14 protein-coding genes are annotated in these 20,905 nt (G+C 39.6%); 10 read left to right on the forward strand and 4 right to left on the reverse strand.

The features are described from left to right. The first annotated feature begins 208 nt into the window (after window positions 1-208). The 6 genes from glpA to KKW16_RS08355 all read left to right on the forward strand — a co-directional run bounded on the left by glpA (window position 209) and on the right by KKW16_RS08355 (window position 8,881). Window positions 209-1,900, forward strand: coding sequence for an anaerobic glycerol-3-phosphate dehydrogenase subunit A (glpA, locus tag KKW16_RS08330; protein WP_133498102.1), 1,692 nt, complete (start codon window positions 209-211; stop codon window positions 1,898-1,900). Next, window positions 1,890-3,188, forward strand: a complete 1,299-nt coding sequence (glpB, locus tag KKW16_RS08335) for a glycerol-3-phosphate dehydrogenase subunit GlpB (protein ID WP_106013831.1) — start codon at window positions 1,890-1,892, stop codon at window positions 3,186-3,188. The genes glpA and glpB overlap by 11 nt, the downstream gene beginning before the upstream one ends. Before the next feature lie 10 nt (window positions 3,189-3,198). Next, entirely contained in the window at window positions 3,199-4,479 is a 1,281-nt protein-coding gene (gene glpC, locus KKW16_RS08340) for an anaerobic glycerol-3-phosphate dehydrogenase subunit GlpC (RefSeq protein ID WP_005632254.1), read from the forward strand. A 160-nt stretch (window positions 4,480-4,639) separates the two neighbouring features. Beyond that, window positions 4,640-7,168 carry a class I adenylate cyclase gene (locus KKW16_RS08345; protein ID WP_215768179.1) on the forward strand — a complete coding sequence of 843 codons (2,529 nt, stop codon included), beginning with the start codon at window positions 4,640-4,642 and terminating at the stop codon, window positions 7,166-7,168. A gap of 84 nt (window positions 7,169-7,252) precedes the next feature. Then, on the forward strand, window positions 7,253-8,056 hold the full coding sequence (gene cysE / locus KKW16_RS08350) for a serine O-acetyltransferase (protein ID WP_048953091.1): 804 nt from the start codon (window positions 7,253-7,255) through the stop codon (window positions 8,054-8,056). Window positions 8,057-8,065: 9 nt separating this feature from the next. Then, entirely contained in the window at window positions 8,066-8,881 is an 816-nt protein-coding gene (locus tag KKW16_RS08355; protein ID WP_215768180.1) for a shikimate 5-dehydrogenase, read from the forward strand. Between the two features lie 64 nt (window positions 8,882-8,945). On the opposite strand, the gene KKW16_RS08360 is transcribed toward KKW16_RS08355, so the two are convergent. Next, window positions 8,946-9,770, reverse strand: a complete 825-nt coding sequence (locus KKW16_RS08360) for a 5'-nucleotidase, lipoprotein e(P4) family (RefSeq protein ID WP_215768181.1) — start codon at window positions 9,768-9,770, stop codon at window positions 8,946-8,948. A gap of 223 nt (window positions 9,771-9,993) precedes the next feature. Here KKW16_RS08360 and ftsB point away from each other — a divergent pair, with 223 nt between their 5' ends. Genes ftsB through ispF form a run of 3 tightly spaced genes read left to right on the forward strand, consistent with a single transcriptional unit; the run spans window position 9,994 to window position 11,419 of the window. Next, a complete protein-coding gene (ftsB, locus tag KKW16_RS08365) occupies window positions 9,994-10,272 on the forward strand; it encodes a cell division protein FtsB (RefSeq protein WP_048953088.1) in 279 nt (92 codons plus the stop codon). Further along, window positions 10,272-10,949 carry a 2-C-methyl-D-erythritol 4-phosphate cytidylyltransferase gene (ispD, locus tag KKW16_RS08370; RefSeq protein ID WP_140450076.1) on the forward strand — a complete coding sequence of 226 codons (678 nt, stop codon included), beginning with the start codon at window positions 10,272-10,274 and terminating at the stop codon, window positions 10,947-10,949. Before ftsB ends, ispD begins: the two co-directional genes overlap by 1 nt. Further along, window positions 10,946-11,419 (forward strand): 2-C-methyl-D-erythritol 2,4-cyclodiphosphate synthase, encoded by a 474-nt coding sequence (gene ispF, locus KKW16_RS08375; protein WP_140450077.1) that lies wholly within the window; start codon window positions 10,946-10,948, stop codon window positions 11,417-11,419. The genes ispD and ispF overlap by 4 nt, the downstream gene beginning before the upstream one ends. Window positions 11,420-12,020: 601 nt before the next feature. Here the strand turns inward: ispF and KKW16_RS08380 are convergent. Next, complete coding sequence (locus KKW16_RS08380; RefSeq protein WP_215768182.1) at window positions 12,021-13,673, reverse strand: phospho-sugar mutase; 1,653 nt, start codon at window positions 13,671-13,673, stop codon at window positions 12,021-12,023. 235 nt (window positions 13,674-13,908) lie between these two features. Here KKW16_RS08380 and dnaE point away from each other — a divergent pair, with 235 nt between their 5' ends. Then, window positions 13,909-17,388 (forward strand): DNA polymerase III subunit alpha, encoded by a 3,480-nt coding sequence (dnaE, locus tag KKW16_RS08385; protein ID WP_215768183.1) that lies wholly within the window; start codon window positions 13,909-13,911, stop codon window positions 17,386-17,388. Between the two features lie 38 nt (window positions 17,389-17,426). Here dnaE and ilvA read toward each other — a convergent pair whose 3' ends face one another. Together ilvA and ilvD are read right to left on the reverse strand one after the other, a co-directional pair. Further along, a complete protein-coding gene (ilvA, locus tag KKW16_RS08390) occupies window positions 17,427-18,968 on the reverse strand; it encodes a threonine ammonia-lyase, biosynthetic (RefSeq protein ID WP_215768184.1) in 1,542 nt (513 codons plus the stop codon). A gap of 80 nt (window positions 18,969-19,048) precedes the next feature. Continuing rightward, window positions 19,049-20,887: a dihydroxy-acid dehydratase gene (ilvD, locus tag KKW16_RS08395; protein WP_215768185.1), complete on the reverse strand. Its 1,839-nt coding sequence runs from the start codon at window positions 20,885-20,887 to the stop codon at window positions 19,049-19,051. Window positions 20,888-20,905 lie beyond the last annotated feature (18 nt).

Consider the following 20,905-nt stretch of genomic DNA (forward strand, 5'->3'; position numbering starts at 1 on the left):
TAAAAAATAAGGAAGTAAAAAAAGTAAAAAATGTGAAGTGTTTCACAAAATTTTTACACCATTTGAGCGAATGCGAAAATTATCGTGATCGGTATCACAAAATTGTTTTCTTTTGTGCTCAAAATGTTGTTAATTTGGCCGCACTTCTCTACAATGCCTGTGATTTTTATATTACTTTTTTGTTAAATTTTGGGAATTGGGGGTAAACATGGGATTATCGCCTAGCATGTACAAAGATGTTGGAGATTTTTCGCCACTCAGTACTGATGTCATTATTATCGGTGGTGGCGCAACGGGTGCTGGTATTGCGCGTGACTGTGCACTTCGTGGTATTGATTGTATTTTATTGGAACGCCGCGATATTGCGACCGGTGCGACAGGACGCAACCACGGATTATTACACAGTGGTGCACGTTATGCCGTGAACGACCAAGAATCTGCTGAAGAATGTATTAAAGAAAACCGCATTTTGCGCAAAATTGCGCGTCATTGCGTAGATGAAACGGAAGGCTTATTTATTACTTTGCCTGAAGATTCTCTCGACTATCAAAAAACCTTCCTTGATAGTTGTGCAAAATCTGGAATTGATGCGCAAGCCATTGATCCTGACTTAGCTAAAATTATGGAGCCTTCTGTAAATCCAGATTTAGTGGGCGCTGTTGTTGTGCCAGATGGTTCGATTGACCCATTCCGTTTAACTGCCTCTAATATGATGGATGCAACAGAAAACGGCGCAAAAATGTTCACTTATTGCGAAGTAAAAAATTTGATTCGTGAAGGTGGAAAAGTGATTGGTGTGAATGTGTTCGATCACAAAAATCGTAGAGAACGCCAATTTTTTGCACCGCTTGTTGTGAATGCTGGTGGTATTTGGGGACAAGGGATTGCGGAATATGCCGATCTCAAAATCAAAATGTTCCCAGCGAAAGGTGCATTGCTCGTAATGGGCCATCGTATTAATAAACTTGTAATTAACCGCTGCCGTAAACCTGCTGATGCGGATATTCTAGTTCCAGGCGATACAATTTGTGTTATTGGTACAACGTCAAGTCGTGTTCCTTATGATCAAATCGATAACATGCAAGTGACGCCAGAAGAAGTGGATATTCTTTTCCGTGAAGGTGAAAAACTCGCACCGAGCTTGCGTCATACTCGCGTATTACGTGCTTATGCTGGGGTGCGTCCATTGGTTGCGAGTGATGATGATCCATCAGGTCGTAATGTGAGCCGTGGTATTGTGCTACTTGACCACGCAGAACGAGATGGCTTAGATGGCTTTATTACTATCACTGGCGGTAAGTTAATGACTTATCGTTTAATGGCTGAATGGGCGACCGACCTTGTTTGTAAAAAACTCAATAAAACGGCTCGTTGTGTCACTGCGGAGCAACCTTTGCCAGGTTCTACTGAAAGTCGTCAAGAGACCAATCAAAAAGTCATTTCATTACCAAGTACCATTCGTTATTCCGCCGTGTATCGTCATGGTTCACGTGCTACTCGTTTGCTTGAAAAAGAACGTTTAGATCGTTCAATGGTTTGCGAATGTGAAGCGGTGACGGCGGGCGAAGTGCGCTACGCGATTGATGAACTAGGCGTAAATAACATTGTGGATTTACGTCGCCGTACTCGTGTTGGTATGGGTACTTGCCAAGCTGAGCTTTGTGCATGTCGTGCTGCAGGCTTAATGAACCGTTTTGAAGTGGCAACACCAACTCAATCAACTACTCAACTTTCTGCCTTTATGGAAGAACGCTGGAGAGGTATTGAGCCGATTGCTTGGGGGGAAGCTATTCGAGAAGCTGAATTTACATCTTGGATGTATGGTAGCGTATTAGGTTTAAATGATGTGAAACCGCTTGATGAACAAGCACAACAAGGGACGGATAGCAATGAATTTTGATGTAGCCATTATTGGCGGTGGTTTGGCGGGTTTAACCTGTGGCATCGCCCTTCAACAACGCGGCAAACGTTGCGTGATTATCAACAACGGTCAAGCAGCCATTGATTTTGCATCCGGCTCTTTAGATTTATTAAGCCGTATGCCATCAACGCCAAATGGAGAAGGTCGCGCGGTAGAAAATTTAAAAGAAGATATCACCGTACTTCGCAATGAATTACCTGCTCACCCTTATAGTTTATTGGGCGCAGAGAAAGTGCTTGCTAAAGCACAAGATTTTGAACGTTTAGCTAATGAATTAAATCTTGATTTAATTGGTTCAACGGAAAAGAACCATTGGCGTGTAACTGGCTTAGGCAGTTTGCGTGGTGCGTGGCTTTCACCAAATAGTGTGCCAACTGTACAAGGCAATGAAAGTTTTCCGCATAAACGTATTGCGGTGCTTGGTATCGAAGGTTATCACGATTTTCAGCCACAACTTTTATCGGCAAATTTGGTGTTAAATCCACAATTTGAACATTGTGAAGTAACAAGTGGTTTCTTAAATATTCCGCAATTAGATGAACTTCGCAAAAATGCTCGTGAGTTCCGTAGCGTAAACATCTCTCAACTTTTAGAGCACAAACTTGCATTCAATGATCTTGTTAAAGAAATTATTGAATCAGCGCAAGGCGCAGAAGCAGTATTTTTACCGGCTTGTTTTGGTTTAGAAAACCAAGAATTTATGACCGCACTTCGTGATGCAACTAAGCTCGCATTATTTGAATTGCCAACGTTGCCACCATCATTACTCGGTATGCGTCAACGTATTCAATTACGCCGTAAATTTGAATCCCTTGGCGGTTTAATGATTAACGGTGATAGTGCATTGAGTGCAACATTTGAAGGAAATCAAGTCCGTTGTATCAACACTCGCTTGCTCGAAGATGAAGAAATTACCGCACATAATTTCGTACTAGCTTCAGGAAGTTTCTTCAGTAAAGGACTCATTTCTGAATTCGATAAAATTTATGAGCCGGTTTTTGAATCCGATATTATCGGTGTTGAAGGGTTTAACGATAAAGATCGTTTCACTTGGACTGCTCATCGTTTTGCTCATCCACAACCTTATCAATCTGCCGGTGTAGCAATTAATGCTCAATGCCAAGTGCAAAAGAGCAGTCAATATTTAACGAATTTATATGCCGTCGGTAATGTGATTGGTGGTTTTAATGCGCTTGAGCTTGGTTGTGGTTCGGGTGTCGCAGTTGTAACTGCCTTGGCGGTTGCTGATGAAATCTTGGCGAAATAGGGGGAATAATATGGATAATAATATTCAACGACTCATTGATAGTGCAAAACAATCCCTTAATTCACCTGAAAGTCATAAATATATCGACGAAAGTTTTGAAAGCTGTATTAAATGTACGGCTTGTACTGCTGTTTGTCCGGTTTCACGCAACAACCCGCTTTATCCTGGTCCAAAACAATCTGGCCCAGATGGTGAGCGTTTACGCTTAAAATCTGCTGAACTTTACGATGAAGCACTTAAATATTGTACCAACTGTAAACGTTGTGAAGTGGCTTGTCCGTCTGATGTGAAAATCGGTGATTTAATTGTGCGTGCACGTAATAACCACTTAGCACAATCTAAAAAACCGTTAATGAATAAATTGCGTGATGCGATTTTAAGTAACACGGATGTCATGGGGAAAATCAATACGCCATTAGCGCCGATTGTAAACACTATCACAAGCCTAAAAGCTACCAAATTTATGTTGGAAAAAACGCTTAAAATTAGTAAAGAACGTACTTTACCTAAATATGCGTTTGGCACGTTCCGTAGCTGGTATATGAAAAATGCGTTACAAGACCAACAAAAATTTGAGCGTAAAGTCGCGTATTATCATGGTTGTTATGTGAACTATAATAATCCACAGCTTGGTAAAGAATTCCTTAAAGTGTTCAACGCGATGAACATTGGAGTGATGTTACTAGAAAAAGAAAAATGCTGTGGTTTACCATTAATGGTGAATGGTTTCCCAGAACGCGCACGTAATATTGCACAGTTCAATACCGATTACATTGGAAAAATGGTAGATGAAAATGGACTAGATGTGATCAGTGAAGCATCAAGTTGTTCACTTAATCTGCGTGATGAATACCATCATATTTTAGGCATCGACAATGCTAAAGTCCGTCCGCATATTCATATGGTGACGCCATTCTTATACCAGCTTTTCAAAGAAGGTAAAACATTACCGTTGAAACCACTTAAACTTCGAGTGGCTTATCACACCGCTTGTCACGTAGATAAAGCAGGCTGGGCACCTTATACTTTGGAAGTGTTGAAAAAAATTCCTGGTTTAGAAATCATTATGTTACCTAGCCAATGCTGTGGTATTGCTGGGACTTACGGTTTTAAATCGGAAAACTATGAAGTTTCACAATCTATTGGTAAGAACCTATTCGATAATATTAACGAAGGTGGGTTTGATTACGTCATATCTGAATGCCAAACTTGTAAATGGCAAATTGATATGTCATCCAACGTAACCTGTATTCACCCATTAACCTTACTCTGTATGTCGATGGATGCTTAGTTAAGAAAATGTTACACCTTAATCCCCCATATTCTGGGATTAAGGTGTAATAAATCGAATGATAGAATAGTACCGCGCTATTTCGTTTAATTCTTTTGCTTTCCTACACCTCAAGTGGTAAATTACCTGGTAAATTTTGCTGTTCTGGTAAGGACGCCGCTTGGAATATAATCTTGAACGAGCCAAACAATGGGTAAAGGCTTTAGATAAACGTCGTTTTGAACGAGCGTTACTGGGTTCTGGCGATGCGTTTCAACATGTGTTATCAATAGTTCCTTTACTTTTACAGAGTAATCACCCACAGCTTCCTGGCTATGTCATTCATGCTCCATCAGGGGTTTCCGGTTTCCATATTTCTGATTATCAAAAGCGATGGCTTGTTAATGAATACGGTATTAATTATGCCGATTGTAAATATATAAATCATCAAAGTGCGGTAAATTTTCGAGCTGTTTTGCCTCCTATTTTAGGTGTGTATGTGATGGGGAGTTTTGGTTCTATTAGCCAAACTTCATCTTCTGATTTAGATACTTGGATTTGTGTCCGTGATGGCCTTAGTTCAGATGAATGTGCGCTTCTCACCAAAAAAGCTAAACGTATTTCTGAATGGGCGACTCAGTTTAATGTAGAAATTAATTTCTATTTAGTAGATCAGCAACGCTTTCGCCATGAACATTATGCTGATTCACTCACCGCTGAAAATAGTGGATCCGCACAGTATATGTTGCTGTTGGATGAATTTTATCGGTCAGCAGTTCGTTTAGCGGGTAAACCTTTGTTATGGCTACATTTATGGGTTGAAAACGAAAAGGATTATGAAAAGGAAGTTGAACGACTGATTGAATCTGGGGAACTCGATCCAAATGATTGGGTTGATTTTGGCGGTTTAGGTCAATTCTCGGCGAGTGAATATTTTGGGGCTAGCTTATGGCAGCTTTATAAAGGAATTGATTCTCCTTATAAATCAGTACTCAAAATTTTACTACTAGAAGCTTATTCTAAAGAGTATCCTAATACCTGTTTAATTGCACGCACCTTTAAGCGCGATTTACTTTCAGGTTGTGCTAATCCAGATCACCATTTTGATCCTTATATTGCTATCCTTTCAAAAGTTACTCAATATTTAACCGCACTTTCTGAATTTAAGCGCCTTGATTTTGTACGTCGTTGTTTTTATGTGAAAGCAACGAAGGATCTTGCGCTTTACCAAGCAGATAATTGGCGTATCCGTTATATGGAAATTTTGGCACGGGAATGGGGATGGTCTGATGAAACTGTACAATTCCTTAATTGTCGCCCACTCTGGAAAATCAAAGCAGTAAAAGAAAATCATGATAATGTGGTGAAGTTTTTGATGTTGAGTTACCGTAACTTAGTTGAGTTTGCTCGAAAACATCGAATTCACTCAAGTGTTGTACCACAAGATATTAATATTCTTTCACGTAAACTTTATACTGCCTTTGAAGCAATTCCGGGTAAGGTCACTTTACTCAACACGCAAATTTCCCATAATTTGTCGGAAGATCATATTACCTTCTTAGAAGTACGAGGAAATAAGCATTTTAAAGATGGCTGGTATCTTATTAATCAGTCGCCAAATCATATTATGTTTTCTAAAGAGCGAGTGATTGAATATGGTGAGAGCTTAAATAAACTCGTCGCATGGGCATATTTTAATCGTCTTTTAACTGAGAAGACGCACTTATCTATTTTCAGTAAAAAAGTGAGTTCAGCAACATTACATCGTTTTGTAAATAATCTTCGAGTGGCATTTCCAAGTACTGTCACGCCTCAACCAAGTAATAGCGATTTATTAAATCAGTGTGAAATTCGTAGTTTGTTTATTGCAATTAATCTAACGGTAGATCCAACAGCTAATGTAGAAGAAGTATTAACAGATATTTCATCAAGAGATTTATTTAGTTTTGGTGCAATGGAGCAAAGCCTTGTAGGAAGTATTGATTTTACTTATCGTAATATTTGGAATGAAATTCGTACCCTTCATTTTGAAGGTCAAAATGCGATTTTGCTTGCTCTAAAAGTGCTTTCTAACAAAATTTATCGTGGAGTGAATCGACCTGATTCGATTCAAGTATATTGTTATAGCAAACGTTATAGACAAGATTTATGCCAGCTTGTTAGCGGGTTAGTTAATCGTTGTGTGAGTATTCAGGTTGGAGAGACGTCATTAAGTCATTCTTCTCGTTTACGTGTTGCAGGTAAAAATTGGCAATTCCTCTTTGAAGAGCGTGGTATCACTTTACAAGAAATCCAGAATGATTCTTCGCTTGATGATATAAAAAGTGCGGTAGATTTTGATGAAGTTTTACAAAATCCTATTAAGGATAGCGAAATGAGCCAAGAGAGCCGTTGTTATCCAGCAGAAATGGATGCGTTTGCTCGAGAAGGTTTCTTACAGTTTTTCTTTGAAGATAATCCAGATCACAGTTTCAATGTTTATATTTTAGATGAAGCTAATCGTCTTGAAATTTATCGCCGATGTGATGGTGAAAAGGATGATAAAGTGCGTGAGATTAATCAACTTTACCAAAATGCTAAGCATGAGGGAGATAATAATCCTTATAATATCATTTTGCGTAATTTTAATTATCCGCAATTTTATCAATTACAAAATGGTGAAAAAGGAAGGGTGATAGTGCCTTTTCAATTTCGTTTAGCTAATGTTTAGTTGATATTGCGTTATAATTTTTGTTGAATAAATTAAGATATGGCCAGGCTTGCCAATAAAATGGGCGGAGAAAGGGGATATAATATGACATTAGAGGTATGGCAGTACATCCGTCAAGAGGCCAAAATGCTCGCAGAGCATGAGCCTATGTTAGCAAGTTTCTTTCACTCTACTATTTTGAAACATCAAAATCTTGGTAGTGCATTGAGTTATTTGCTTGCTAATAAATTAGCGAATCCTATTATGCCAGCGATCTCTTTACGAGAAATCATTGAAGAAGCCTATCAAGCTAATCCTTCAATTATTGATTGTGCAGCAAGTGATATTAAAGCTGTGCGTCAGCGCGATCCAGCGGTGGAATTGTGGACTACGCCATTACTTTATTTAAAAGGTTTCCATGCTATTCAGAGTTATCGGATTACACATTATTTGTGGAATCAGAATCGAAAAGCGCTTGCGCTTTATCTGCAAAATCAGATTTCAGTAGCCTTTGATGTAGATATTCATCCTGCAGCTAAAATTGGCCATGGCATCATGTTTGATCATGCCACAGGAATTGTCGTAGGGGAAACCTCTATAATTGAGAATGATGTGTCTATTTTGCAAGGCGTAACACTTGGCGGAACAGGTAAAGAATCTGGTGATCGTCATCCAAAAGTACGCGAGGGCGTGATGATTGGTGCTGGAGCTAAAATTTTAGGTAATATTGAAGTAGGAAAATATGCCAAAATTGGAGCTAATTCAGTTGTGCTTCATCCTGTACCAGAATACGCGACAGCTGCTGGGGTACCTGCGCGAATTGTTGGGCAAGATAAAGCTGCAAAACCTGCATTTGATATGAACCAATATTTTATTGGACTTGATGATGGTATGAATTTAAATATTTAGAAAAGTAAAATGATAAATAAAGATACTCAACTCTGTATGTCGTTGTCAGGACGACCTGGTAATTTTGGAACCACATTTCATAATTATTTATATAAAAAGTTAGGATTAAATTTCATTTATAAAGCCTTTACGACACAAGATATTGAACATGCAGTGAAAGGTGTACGAGCATTAGGTATTCGTGGTTGTGCTGTTTCTATGCCGTTTAAAGAAAGTTGTATACCTTTTTTAGATGAAATCCATTCTTCAGCAAAAGCGATAGAATCAGTAAATACTATTGTGAATGATGATGGTTTCTTACGTGCTTATAACACAGATTATATTGCTATTGTAAAATTAATTGAGAAATATCAACTGAATAATTATGCTTCCGTGATTGTACAAGGCAGTGGCGGGATGGCGAAGGCCGTTGTTGCTGCATTTAAAAATAGGGGCTTTGATAAGGTTAAAATTTATGCTCGCAATGTAAAAACAGGGCGATATTTAGCCGCACTTTATGGTTATGAATATATTGATTCGTTGGTAAATCAGTGTGCAGAAATTTTGGTAAATGTCACCCCGATAGGCATGAAAGGTGGAAAAGAAGAAACTGAGTTGGCTTTTCCACAATCTATGATTAATTCTGCAAATATCGCTTTTGATGTTGTTGCTATTCCGGCTGAAACCCCCTTTATCCGTTATGCGGAATCTAAAGGGAAAATGGTTATTTCAGGTGCTGAGGTTATTGTTTTACAAGCGGTTGAACAATTCGAACTTTACACGCATCAGCGTCCAAGTAATGAATTAATAGAAGAAGCGGCAGCATTTGCAAGAACAAGAAGTTAAATAAAATCTCCATTAAATAACATTTAATGGAGATTTTCTATCAACTACTATTAATAATAGCAGACTATTTACCATCCCATGCTTGTACGGCATCTAGACGTGCTTTAATTTTGCCTTGGGTATCTTTTTTAAAGTAACCGTCAGCTAATCCACCTTCCCAGCCACCGTAATTTGCATTTGGTAATACAATAAAGGTTTTACCAAATTTAGCCTGATTTTGTTGTACAAATGAACGACGTTCATTGTTGCTTTTTCCGTAGACTGTATCACCGAAATCGTCTAGGTTATCGCCAGCGTAAAGAACAATCTCATAGCCTTGTTTTTCAATCTCGGCAAAACGCGCAGCTTTAGCAGATTTATCTTTTTTAAAGTAAAAGGATGAATCATCTAAGCCTTTAAAGCCAAGACGTTTCATATCGTCAATGGTACCGGTTTTTTCTGTGCTATCTTTACGGTTAGTCACGTAAAACATTTTACCGTTATGTGAATTTACATAATTATTAAATTCTACTGCGCCAGGGATAGCTCGGGATTGGCGAGCTTCAACCCAACGCGTCCAATCTTTTCCATCAAATGGTTTATTGTTTTTTACTTGCCAACCAGCATAAAGGCTGTTATCTAACATGGTTTCATCTAAATCAACAACAACCGCTTTTTTCTTTCCTTTAGTAACTTTTGCGTGATCAAAGGCAACTTTTGCTGCATTGTATGCTTGATAAGCTAATGCTTGGTATTCACCCGAATCTTGCATCCAGTTTAATCCAAGAACAGCTTGTTGTTGCAATTGTGCATTAGCATGTTCCTTTGAATCCATTGAATGAGTACTACATCCAGCGAGAACAAAAGCAGAAATTGCAGCAAGTGCGGTCATTTTTAAGGTTGTTTTCATGTTAAATTATTCTCCATATTAAGGCAGTTGAATACTGTGGGGGAGTATATCAAGTCTTTTGGTTTTTTACCTCATCTTCTCTGAATATCTCTTTAGTTTGTGACATTGATCACATTTTTTCTTTTCATTTTGTGACGAATATGTACAGCATTTTTTTATGCTATCGCCTTTCCTCTTTTTTCACGGTAAACTATCAGCATTTTTCTTGTATAACATAAAGATTATGCGACTTTTGATTCTTATTCTTTTCGCCATATTGGCACTGTTTCAATATGATTTATGGTTTGGACGCAATGGATTTTGGGATTATCGTGAAACCGCGGTAAAAATTGTAGAAAATCATGCTGAAAATGAAAAACTTTCCCAGCGTAATCAACGCATTAATGCGGAAATTCAAGGATTAACAAAGGGGTTTGAATCGATTGAAGAACGAGCAAGGATGCAGCATGGTATGGTAAAAGAAAATGAAGTGTTTTATCACATTGTGAAAGAGAATAAATAATGGAGCGTCCAATTGTTGTTGTATTACCTGCAGCTGGAGTAGGCTCGCGTATGCAAGCGGATAAACCAAAACAATACCTAGCGTTGTTAGGTAAAACGTTGTTAGAACATACGCTTGATATCATGCTAACTCATACAGCGATTTCTAAGATTATATTAGTCGTGAGTAAAGATGATCCTTATATAGCCAATTTATCACTTTCACCTAAAATTCAATTGGTAGAAGGTGGTGAAACAAGGGCTGAATCAGTGTTAAATGGTTTGAATGCAATTTGTGATAAAAATGCTTGGGTACTAGTACATGATGCGGCTCGTCCTTGTTTACAGCATACTGATATTGATAAATTATTAACCATTGATGATGAACAGGGGGCAATTTTAGCAATTCCCGTAACAGACACAATTAAGCGTTCAGACAATCAACAACGTATAGTTGTGACTGAAGATCGTAGTCAGCTTTGGCAGGCTCAAACACCACAATTTTTTCAAGTGGAATGCTTGAAAAAAGCACTTTCTACAGCCCTACAGCAAGGGCTTCAAATTACGGATGAGGCTTCTGCAATGGAGCATGCGGGTTTTCGACCGCACTTGGTAGCTGGTCGTAGTGATAATTTGAAAGTCACGCGTCCCGAGGATTTGGCATTAGCTGAATTTTATTTAACAAGGAATAAATTATGATGAGAATTGGACACGGGTTTGATGTTCATGCTTTTGGAGAGAATCGCCCATTAATTATCGGTGGTGTAGAAGTACCATATCACACTGGTTTTGTAGCACATTCGGATGGCGATGTGGCTTTACATGCCTTGACTGATGCAATTTTAGGCGCGGCAGCACTAGGTGATATTGGCAAACTTTTCCCTGATACAGATATGCAATATAAAAATGCAGATAGTCGTGGTTTATTACGTGAAGCTTTTCGTCAGGTTCAAGAAAAGGGATATAAAATTGGGAATGTTGATGTAACTATTATTGCTCAGTCACCCAAAATGCGCCCATATATTGATGCAATGCGTGTAAAAATTGCTGAGGATTTACAATGTGATATTGAGCAAGTCAATGTAAAGGCCACAACCACGGAAAAATTAGGTTTTACAGGGCGAAGTGAAGGCATCGCCTGTGAGGCCGTTGCATTGTTAGTATATTGATAGTGATATATCGTAAGTGCGATAGCGTGCCTAAAAGAATTTTATCGTATTTCAAATTTTGTGATCTAGATCACAGTTTCTAAAAGTGAAAAGTCATACCATATATCTGCACAGTAAGTTTGTTGTCAATGATGCAAGCTATAAATCAAGATTTAGGCGCAAGAATGGACGTTTGTGCCATTTGGCATAGAGCTGTGCATCTTGCCTATTGGGTTTGGCGGACTGTTGTCTGACATTCCCGAACGATATCCTAATCAGTGAAATGATAACGAGTGAGTCGCTCACCTTTATTATGAAGTGGCCATTGATGATAGGACAACATCCATAGCTGGATGTGGGGCAAATGGAGGGCTTCAGTCCGCTTCTTTGTCCACCAACCTTGTTGTTAGGTGCGATATTGTTAGTTGTTGTTGGCTAATGGAATGCTTATATGGGGTGTAATGATGTAACCATTCCATTAGTCAAACTATCTCAAATTCTAATTTTTATTAATCTATTAGTCATCCTTGTAATTCTAATTTTATCTGCTGATATTTATTGGGTTTCAGATATAAAAAAACGCACTTTCTACAAAGTGCGTTTTATTTTTAGAAACGATTAATTAGCAGGCTTGTTTGCCATAAGCATCTTGGCGAAGAATGTGACGAACACCTTCATCAAATTCTGCTAATACGCGATCTGCATCTTTTGGATCTTTACCGCGCGCATCCAAGTAGAATTTAATTTTTGGTTCAGTACCTGAAGGACGAGCAATTAAGCGTCCGCCATTTTCCAAGTTGAATACAAGGATATCGCTTTGACGATCTGTTTTAGTATGGTCGATAAATTGTGCCACTTTCACGCCAGCGATTTCTGCTAGTGGATTGTTACGAAGTGCGGTCATTAATTTTCCGATTTCTGAAAGATCACTGACTCGAATAGAGATTTGTCCACTCACATAAGCACCAAATTCTTTGGTAAATTCATCAGCATAATCCGCTAAAGTTTTGCCTTGTTTTTTCAAGTTACGCACAAGATCTAAGAACACGATTGCTGCAGAAATACCGTCTTTATCGCGTACCTTGTCTGGGTCAACTAAATAACCCAATGCTTCTTCAAAACCAAACAATAAGCCAGATACTTTACCGATATATTTGAAACCAGTTAAGGTTTCTTCTGATTGGAAACCGTATTTTTTCGCAATTTCAGCGAGCGCAGGAGAAGAAACAAGTGAGCAAGCCAATGTGCCTTGTTTGCCTTGATATTGTTTTGCTAAGTACCAACCTAAGAAACAGCCTACCACGTTGCCGTGTAGTGATTTCCAGTTGCCTTGTGCATCAGGCACAGCAACCGCTAAACGGTCTGCATCTGGGTCATTAGCAATGATAAATTCAGCATTCTTTTCTTTTGCCACTTTAATTGCTAAATCTAATGCGCCTTTTTCTTCTGGATTTGGAAAGTTCACGGTTGGGAATGTGCCATCTGGCCAAACTTGATCTGCGACTACGTGTGGTTGTGGTAAGCCTGCTTTTGCCAGCGTCTTACTTAAAACTTCATAGCCAACACCGTGCATAGCGGTATAAACATAGTTAATGTCGCAAGCTGGCTCTTTAGCTAATGATGCAGTTTTTGCAATGTACGCATCTACCACTTCATCATTTAACACCACATAATTATCACTACGTGGTAAATCTTGGATATTGCCTGCCGAAACTTTATCAATTAATGCTGCGATGTCTTTATCTGCTGGTGAAACGATTTGACCGCCGCCATTTGCTTTACCTAAATACACTTTATAACCGTTATCTTCCGGTGGATTATGGCTTGCTGTCACCATTACACCTGCAGTGGTATCAAAATATTGGATAGCATAAGCCAATACTGGCGTAGGTAATTTACGTGGTAATAAATAAGCTTTTACGCCTGCACCCGCCATAATTTCAGCCGTGTCACGGGCAAAAACATCAGAGTTTTTACGGCCGTCGTAACCAATTACGATAGATGGTTCTTTATCGTAATCTTTTAAATATTCCGCTAAACCGCCAGCAGCTTGAGAAACTAACACTCGGTTCATCCCCATTGAGCCAGCTTGTAAACAGCCACGTAAACCTGCCGTACCAAATTGTAAACGACCATCAAAACGCGCATGTAATTCTGCTTCTGCTGCTTTATCTCCGCCTTTTGCCGCATCTAAAAGTGCGGTTAATTCTGCATGAGTTTCTGCGTCAGGATCTTGGTTTAACCAATTTTGCGCTACATGAAAAAGAGTTGTCATAGGATCATCCTTATTCTCTTGAAATAAATAAATCGCTGCTAGACTAGCCGAAATCACCCAAAATGGGAACGGATAATTATCAAAATTTTGATCTACTTAACATTTTTTGTTCACGCAATCGGTTATCCGAGCTAATTAGGAAAGCCGTTTGTTGCATAGGCATTTGTTTGAAAAATTCGCTATAATACCGCCTCAATATTTACGGCAAAATTTAACCGCACTTTAAGGATTTTCAATGTCATCCCAGCCTCGTTTCGTCCATCTTCGCACGCACACAGATTTTTCGATGATTGACAGTATCGTCAAAGTGAAACCGCTAGTAAAAGCCTGTGCTGCTAATGAAATGGTTGCAATGGCACTAACGGATTTTACAAATTTTTGCGGTGTGGTGCGCTTTTATGGCGAGATGCTTTCTTTAGGGATGAAGCCAATTATCGGGGCAGATGTAAAAGTCAAAAGTACATTATGTGGCGATGAATACTTTGATCTGACTTTGTTGGCTAAAAATAATGAAGGCTATAAAAATATTACTTTATTGTTATCAAAAGCTTACCAGCGAGGTTATAACGACTTACCTTATATTGATCAAGATTGGCTTATTGATTATCGAGAAGGGGTGATTATCTTATCTGGTGGTATACAGGGAGATGTGGGAAAGAAATTATTAAAAGATAATGCTGATGAGATTGAAAGTACGGTCGCATTTTATCAAGAATTTTTTCCCGAGCATTTTTATCTTGCTCTTAGCCGCACAGGAAGAGCGGATGAAGAAAGTTATATCCACGCAGCACTAAAATTAGCTGAACGTTACCATTTACCGTTAGTTGCTACAAATGATGTGGTATTCCTCAAGCAAGATGATTTTGAAGCCCACGAAATTCGTGTGGCGATTAGAGATGGTTATACTTTAGATGATCCTAAACGCCCAAAACGTTATACCTCCGAACAATATTTCCGTTCAGAAGAGGAAATGTGTGAGTTATTTGCAGATATTCCCTCAGCTTTAGAAAATACGCTTTTAATTGCTCAGCGTTGTAGTGTAACGCTTCGTCTTGGTCAATATTTTTTACCAAAATTTCCAACGGGTGAATTGAGCACGGAGGATTTCTTAATAAAAAAAGCCAGAGAAGGACTAGAGGAGCGTTTAGTATTTCTATTTCCGGATGAGAAAATTAGGGCCGAAAGACGGGCAGAATATGATGAACGTTTAGAAGTGGAATTAGGTGTTATCAACCAAATGGGATTCCCTGGTTATTTCTTGATTGTGATGGAATTTATTCAGTGGTCAAAAGATAATGATATTCCAGTGGGACCAGGACGAGGTTCGGGGGCTGGTTCTTTAGTTGCCTATGCATTGAAAATTACCGATTTAGATCCGCTTGAGTTTGATTTGCTGTTTGAGCGTTTTTTAAATCCAGAACGGGTATCTATGCCTGACTTTGACGTGGATTTTTGTATGGATGGTCGAGATCGTGTTATTGAGCATGTTGCTGAAACTTACGGACGCGGTGCAGTATCACAAATTATCACCTTTGGTACCATGGCGGCAAAAGCGGTGATTCGCGATGTAGGGCGCGTATTGGGACATCCTTATGGTTTCGTTGATCGTATTTCGAAATTGATTCCTCCAGATCCAGGAATGACGCTCGCAAAAGCGTTTGAAGTTGAGCCACAATTGCAAGTGGCGTATGACAGTGATGAAGAGGTGCAAGCCTTAATAGATATGGCGCGTAAGTTGGAAGGTGTAACCCGTAATGCGGGTAAACATGCGGGAGGCGTAGTAATTTCTCCAACTTTAATTACGGATTTTGCGCCGCTTTATTGCGATAATGAAGGGCTTCACCCTGTTACCCATTTTGATAAAAGCGATGTGGAATATGCAGGGCTTGTGAAGTTTGATTTCTTAGGATTACGTACTCTGACTATCATTAAGTGGGCATTAGATATGATTAATGCTCGCATGGCTCGAGAAGGTAAGCCACTTGTTGATATTGCAGCGATCCCTCTAGATGATCATGAATCTTTTGAACTGCTTAAACGTTCTGAAACTACAGCTGTATTCCAGCTAGAATCTCGTGGTATGAAAGATTTGATCAAACGCCTTCAACCTGACTGTTTTGAAGATATTATCGCGTTGGTAGCATTGTTCCGTCCTGGTCCTTTGCAGTCAGGAATGGTGGATAATTTTATTGATCGTAAACATGGACGAGAAGAAGTATCCTACCCTGATGCAGAATATCAACATGAAAGCTTGAAGCCTATTCTTGAGCCAACTTACGGTATTATTTTGTATCAAGAGCAAGTGATGCAGATTGCGCAAGTGTTGGCTGGTTATACGTTGGGTGGAGCAGACTTATTGCGTCGAGCGATGGGGAAAAAGAAGCCAGAGGAAATGGCAAAGCAGCGTTCTGTGTTTAAAGAGGGGGCGGTAAAAAACGGTGTTGATGGTGAGCTTTCCATGAAGATTTTCGACTTGGTGGAAAAATTTGCTGGCTATGGTTTTAATAAATCTCACTCCGCTGCTTATGCCTTGGTGTCTTACCAAACGCTTTGGCTCAAAACCCATTTCCCTGCAGAGTTTATGGCTGCGGTGATGACATCTGAAATGGATAACACGGATAAAATTGTGGGTTTATATGATGAATGTTTACGTATGGGATTAAAGGTTGCTCCACCAGATATTAACGTGGGTAAGCATCATTTTAGTGTTAATGACCAAGGTGAAATTGTATATGGTATTGGCGCAATTAAAGGTGTGGGGGAAGGCCCGATTGAGGCACTTGTGACCGCTAGAAATGAAGGGGGAATTTTCAAAGACTTATTTGATTTATGTGCTCGAGTAGATTTGAAGAAAATTAACCGCCGGACTTTTGAAAGCCTAATTATGTCCGGTGCCTTTGATAAATTAGGTCCACATCGCGCCGCACTTTCTAAGAATTTAGAAGATGCCCTTAAAGCATCTGATCAACATGCTAAAGATGAAGCTATGGGACAAACGGATATGTTTGGGGTACTGACTGAAACCCACGAAGAAGTCGAGAATGCCTATGCTAATACCCCTCCTTACTCAGAAAAACAAATTCTTGATGGTGAGCGTGAAACACTAGGGCTTTATTTAAGTAGTCATCCTGTAAGCCGATATTTAAAAGAATTATCTCATTACACATCAATACGTTTAAAAGATTTGACACCAAATCGTCGTGGGCAAATAAGTACTGCCGCAGGATTGTTAGTTTCATCTCGTATAGCAATGACTAAAAAAGGTAATCGACTCGGTATTGCAACATTAGATGATCGTTCTGGTCGTTTAGATTTAACTTTATTTGGTGAAAGTTTAGAGCAATTTGGTGAAAAGTTACAAAAAGATACTGTAGTGATTGCTTCTGGACAGGTCAGTGTTGATGATTTCTCCGGTGGCTTAAAAATGACGGTGCGAGAGTTAATGACCTTAGATGAGGCTCGTTCCCGTTATGTCAAATCCTTAGCTATCAGCCTTTCTGAGCATCAAATTACACCAAGTTTCATTAAACAACTTAAAGTATTACTTGAGCCGGTGAGTGGTGGAACGTTGCCGATTAACGTGTATTACCAAAGTCCGAAAGGTCGTGCGTTGTTACGTTTGGGCGTGCAATGGTCGATCATTCCAACAGATGAAATTCTAACGGAATTAGTGAATTTACTTGGCGAAAGTGCGGTGGAATTAGAGTTTGAATAATACAAAGGCGTGAAAAATATCACGCCTTTTTTATAAGGTTAACGTAAGAAATAACGATAAGATTTGCTTTCTGTTACATCTTCAAAAACATAATTGAGTTGGGCAAGAGTCTGTTCAAATTCTGTTTGTTCGTGTTCTTCAATTTGGAAACCAGCAAGGATATTTCCATAGTCCGCGCCGTGGGCACGATAGTGGAATAATGAAATATTCCAACGATTTTGTAATGTTTCCAAGAATTTCAATAACGCACCTTTTTGCTCTGGGAATTCGAACGTATATAAGCGTTCATTATTATTGGCTGAACGACCACCCATTAAATAGCGAACATGCGTTTTCGCAATATCGTCATCAGACATATCCTCAACATCAAAACCATTTTTTGTGAGGTCTGCAATAATATCTGCTTTTTCTTGCTCATTTGTAGTTCTTACCCCAACAAACACACAAGCACGTTTATCATCTGCATAACGGTAACTGAATTCGGTTACAGCTCGGTTACCTAATACATAAGCAAATTTTAAGAAACTACCGGGTTGTTCAGGCATGGTCACGGCTAATAAAGCCTCTCGGTTTTCACCAATTTCACAACGTTCAGATACATAACGTAAGGTGTGGAAATTCAAGTTTGCACCAGACAAAATTGCCGCCATATTTTTGCCTTCAATATGGTTTTGTTTGGCATATTTTTTCAAACCGGCTAAACCTAACGCACCTGATGGTTCTGCAACAGCACGAACGTTCTCAAACAAATCTTTCATTGCCGCGCACACTTCATCACTATCGACCAATACCATATCATCAAGATATTGTTGGCATAGACGGAATGTTTCGTCACCAATGCGTTTTACGGCAACACCATCCGCAAATAATCCAACATGGGTTAAATCTGTGGGTTCGCCTTTGTCGAGAGCGGCTTTTAAGCATGCAGAATCCTTTGATTCTACACCGATGATTTTGATTTCTGGCATAAATTGCTTAAGCAAAATTGCCACGCCAGCAGCTAAGCCCCCCCCACCGACTTGTACAAACACATAATCCAAATCAGCCACTTGTTGTAACATTTCCATCGCTAACGTGCCTTGTCCTGCGATCACTAATGGATGATCGAATGGTGGAATAAATGTCATATTTTTTTCTTTTGAAAGCTCAATCGCTTTTGCTTTGGCTTCATCGAAATTAGCACCGTGCAATAACACCTCGCCACCAAATCCACGCACTGCATCCACTTTAATGCTTGGGGTATTTTGTGGCATGACGATCAATGCTTTTAAGCCTAATTGTTTCGCTGATAATGCCACGCCTTGCGCATGGTTACCCGCAGATGCCGCTATTACACCTGCTGCTTTTTGTTCTGCTGAAAGGCTAGAAATCATTGCGTAAGCACCGCGTAGTTTAAAACTATTTACTGGCTGACGGTCTTCTCGTTTAATCCAGATATTATTGTTCAGTCGTTCAGAAAGTTTTCCCATTTTTTGTAAAGGGGTCACTTGCGCAGCCTCATATACGCGCGAACCAAGTTTAACAATGGCATTGATATAATCTGATTGAGAAGGTTGAGAATTGGTGAGTAGGTTTTTCATATTGTTTGTTTTGATGATGAAGTGCGGTTAGCTTTTCCTTTGTTTTATCCCCCTCTTATGAAGGAGGGGGAACCGTTAAATTATTTTAATAATGTTTTATCGCGTACCGCACCTTTATCCGCAGAGGTGGCGAAGTGACCGAATACTTTCAATGCGAAAGATACTTCACGTTCACGGTGAGCTGGCTGCCAACCTTTTTGATCTTGTTCGGCTCTACGTACTGCGAGTTCTTCATTACTGATTTCTAAGTTAATTGCACGATTTGGAATATCAATATTGATAATATCGCCATCGCGTACTAAGCCAATTGCACCGCCAGAAGCAGCTTCTGGTGAAGCATGTCCAATAGACAAGCCTGATGTACCACCAGAGAAACGACCATCCGTTAATAAAGCACATTTTTTGCCCAAGCCCATCGATTTTAAGTAACTGGTTGGGTATAACATTTCTTGCATACCAGGTCCGCCTTTAGGCCCTTCGTAACGGATAACAACGACATGACCTTCTTTGACTTTGCCACCCAAAATGCCTGCAACCGCATCTTCTTGGCTTTCAAATACGATTGCAGTACCGGTGAATTTCCAAATAGATTCATCTACGCCCGCGGTTTTAACGATACATCCGTCTTCAGCGAGATTACCGAATAATACGGCTAAGCCACCTTCTTGCGAGATCGCATTTTCTTTATTGCGAATACAACCGTTTACACGATCATTATCGACGGTATCCCAACGGCAATCTTGTGAGAATGCTTGAGTTGTTCGGATGCCTGCAGGGCCTGCACGGAAGAATTTATGTAATTCTTCATCTTGATTGCGAATAATATCGTATTGGTCTAGTTGTTCTCCCATGCTCATTCCAAGCACGGTGTGTGTATTTTTATGAATTAATCCAGCGCGATCTAATTCACCTAACAATCCCATAATACCGCCTGCACGGTGTACGTCTTCCATATGGTATTTATTGGTGTTTGGCGCAATTTTGCTTAAACAAGGTACTTTGCGCGATAAACGGTCAATATCTTCCATTTTAAAATCTACGCCAGCTTCTTGTGCTGCTGCTAACAAGTGTAAAACTGTATTGCTTGAACCACCCATTGCGATATCGAGGCTCATTGCATTTTCAAAGGCATCAAAAGTACCAATTGAACGAGGTAATACGCTTGCATCATCTTGTTCGTAATAACGTTTGCAAAGCTCGACAATTTGACGACCTGCTTTTAAGAATAATTCTTTGCGGTCAGCATGGGTCGCCAACATAGAACCATTACCTGGTAAAGATAAACCTAAGGCTTCAGTTAAGCAGTTCATAGAGTTAGCGGTAAACATGCCTGAGCAAGAACCACAAGTTGGGCAAGCGCTACGTTCGATGGCATCAATACGTTCATCTGACACATTCGGATCGGCTGCCTCAATCATCGCATCAACCAAATCTAAGCGGATTAATTGATCAGAAAGTTTAGTTTTGCCCGCTTCCATTGGGCCGCCTGAAACGAAGATAGTTGGAATATTTAAACGCATTGCTGCCATTAACATTCCCGGGGTGATTTTGTCACAGTTGGAAATACATACCATCGCATCAGCACAGTGCGCATTGACCATATATTCTACGCTATCAGCGATTAAATCACGGCTTGGTAAAGAATAAAGCATCCCGCCGTGTCCCATCGCGATACCATCATCCACCGCAATGGTATTAAATTCTTTTGCTACGCCGCCTGCTTTTTCAATTTCTGCGGCAACAAGCTGACCCATATCTTTTAAATGCACATGCCCTGGCACAAATTGGGTGAAAGAGTTCACCACTGCAATAATCGGTTTACCAAAGTCATTTTCTTTCATCCCTGTTGCACGCCATAAGGCACGTGCGCCTGCCATATTACGACCTTGTGTACTAGTCGCTGAACGTAGTTTTGGCATAAATAATCTCTCCGAGTA

The organism is Haemophilus sp. SZY H8, from assembly GCF_018829755.1.
Lineage (GTDB): Bacteria > Pseudomonadota > Gammaproteobacteria > Enterobacterales > Pasteurellaceae > Haemophilus > Haemophilus haemolyticus_K.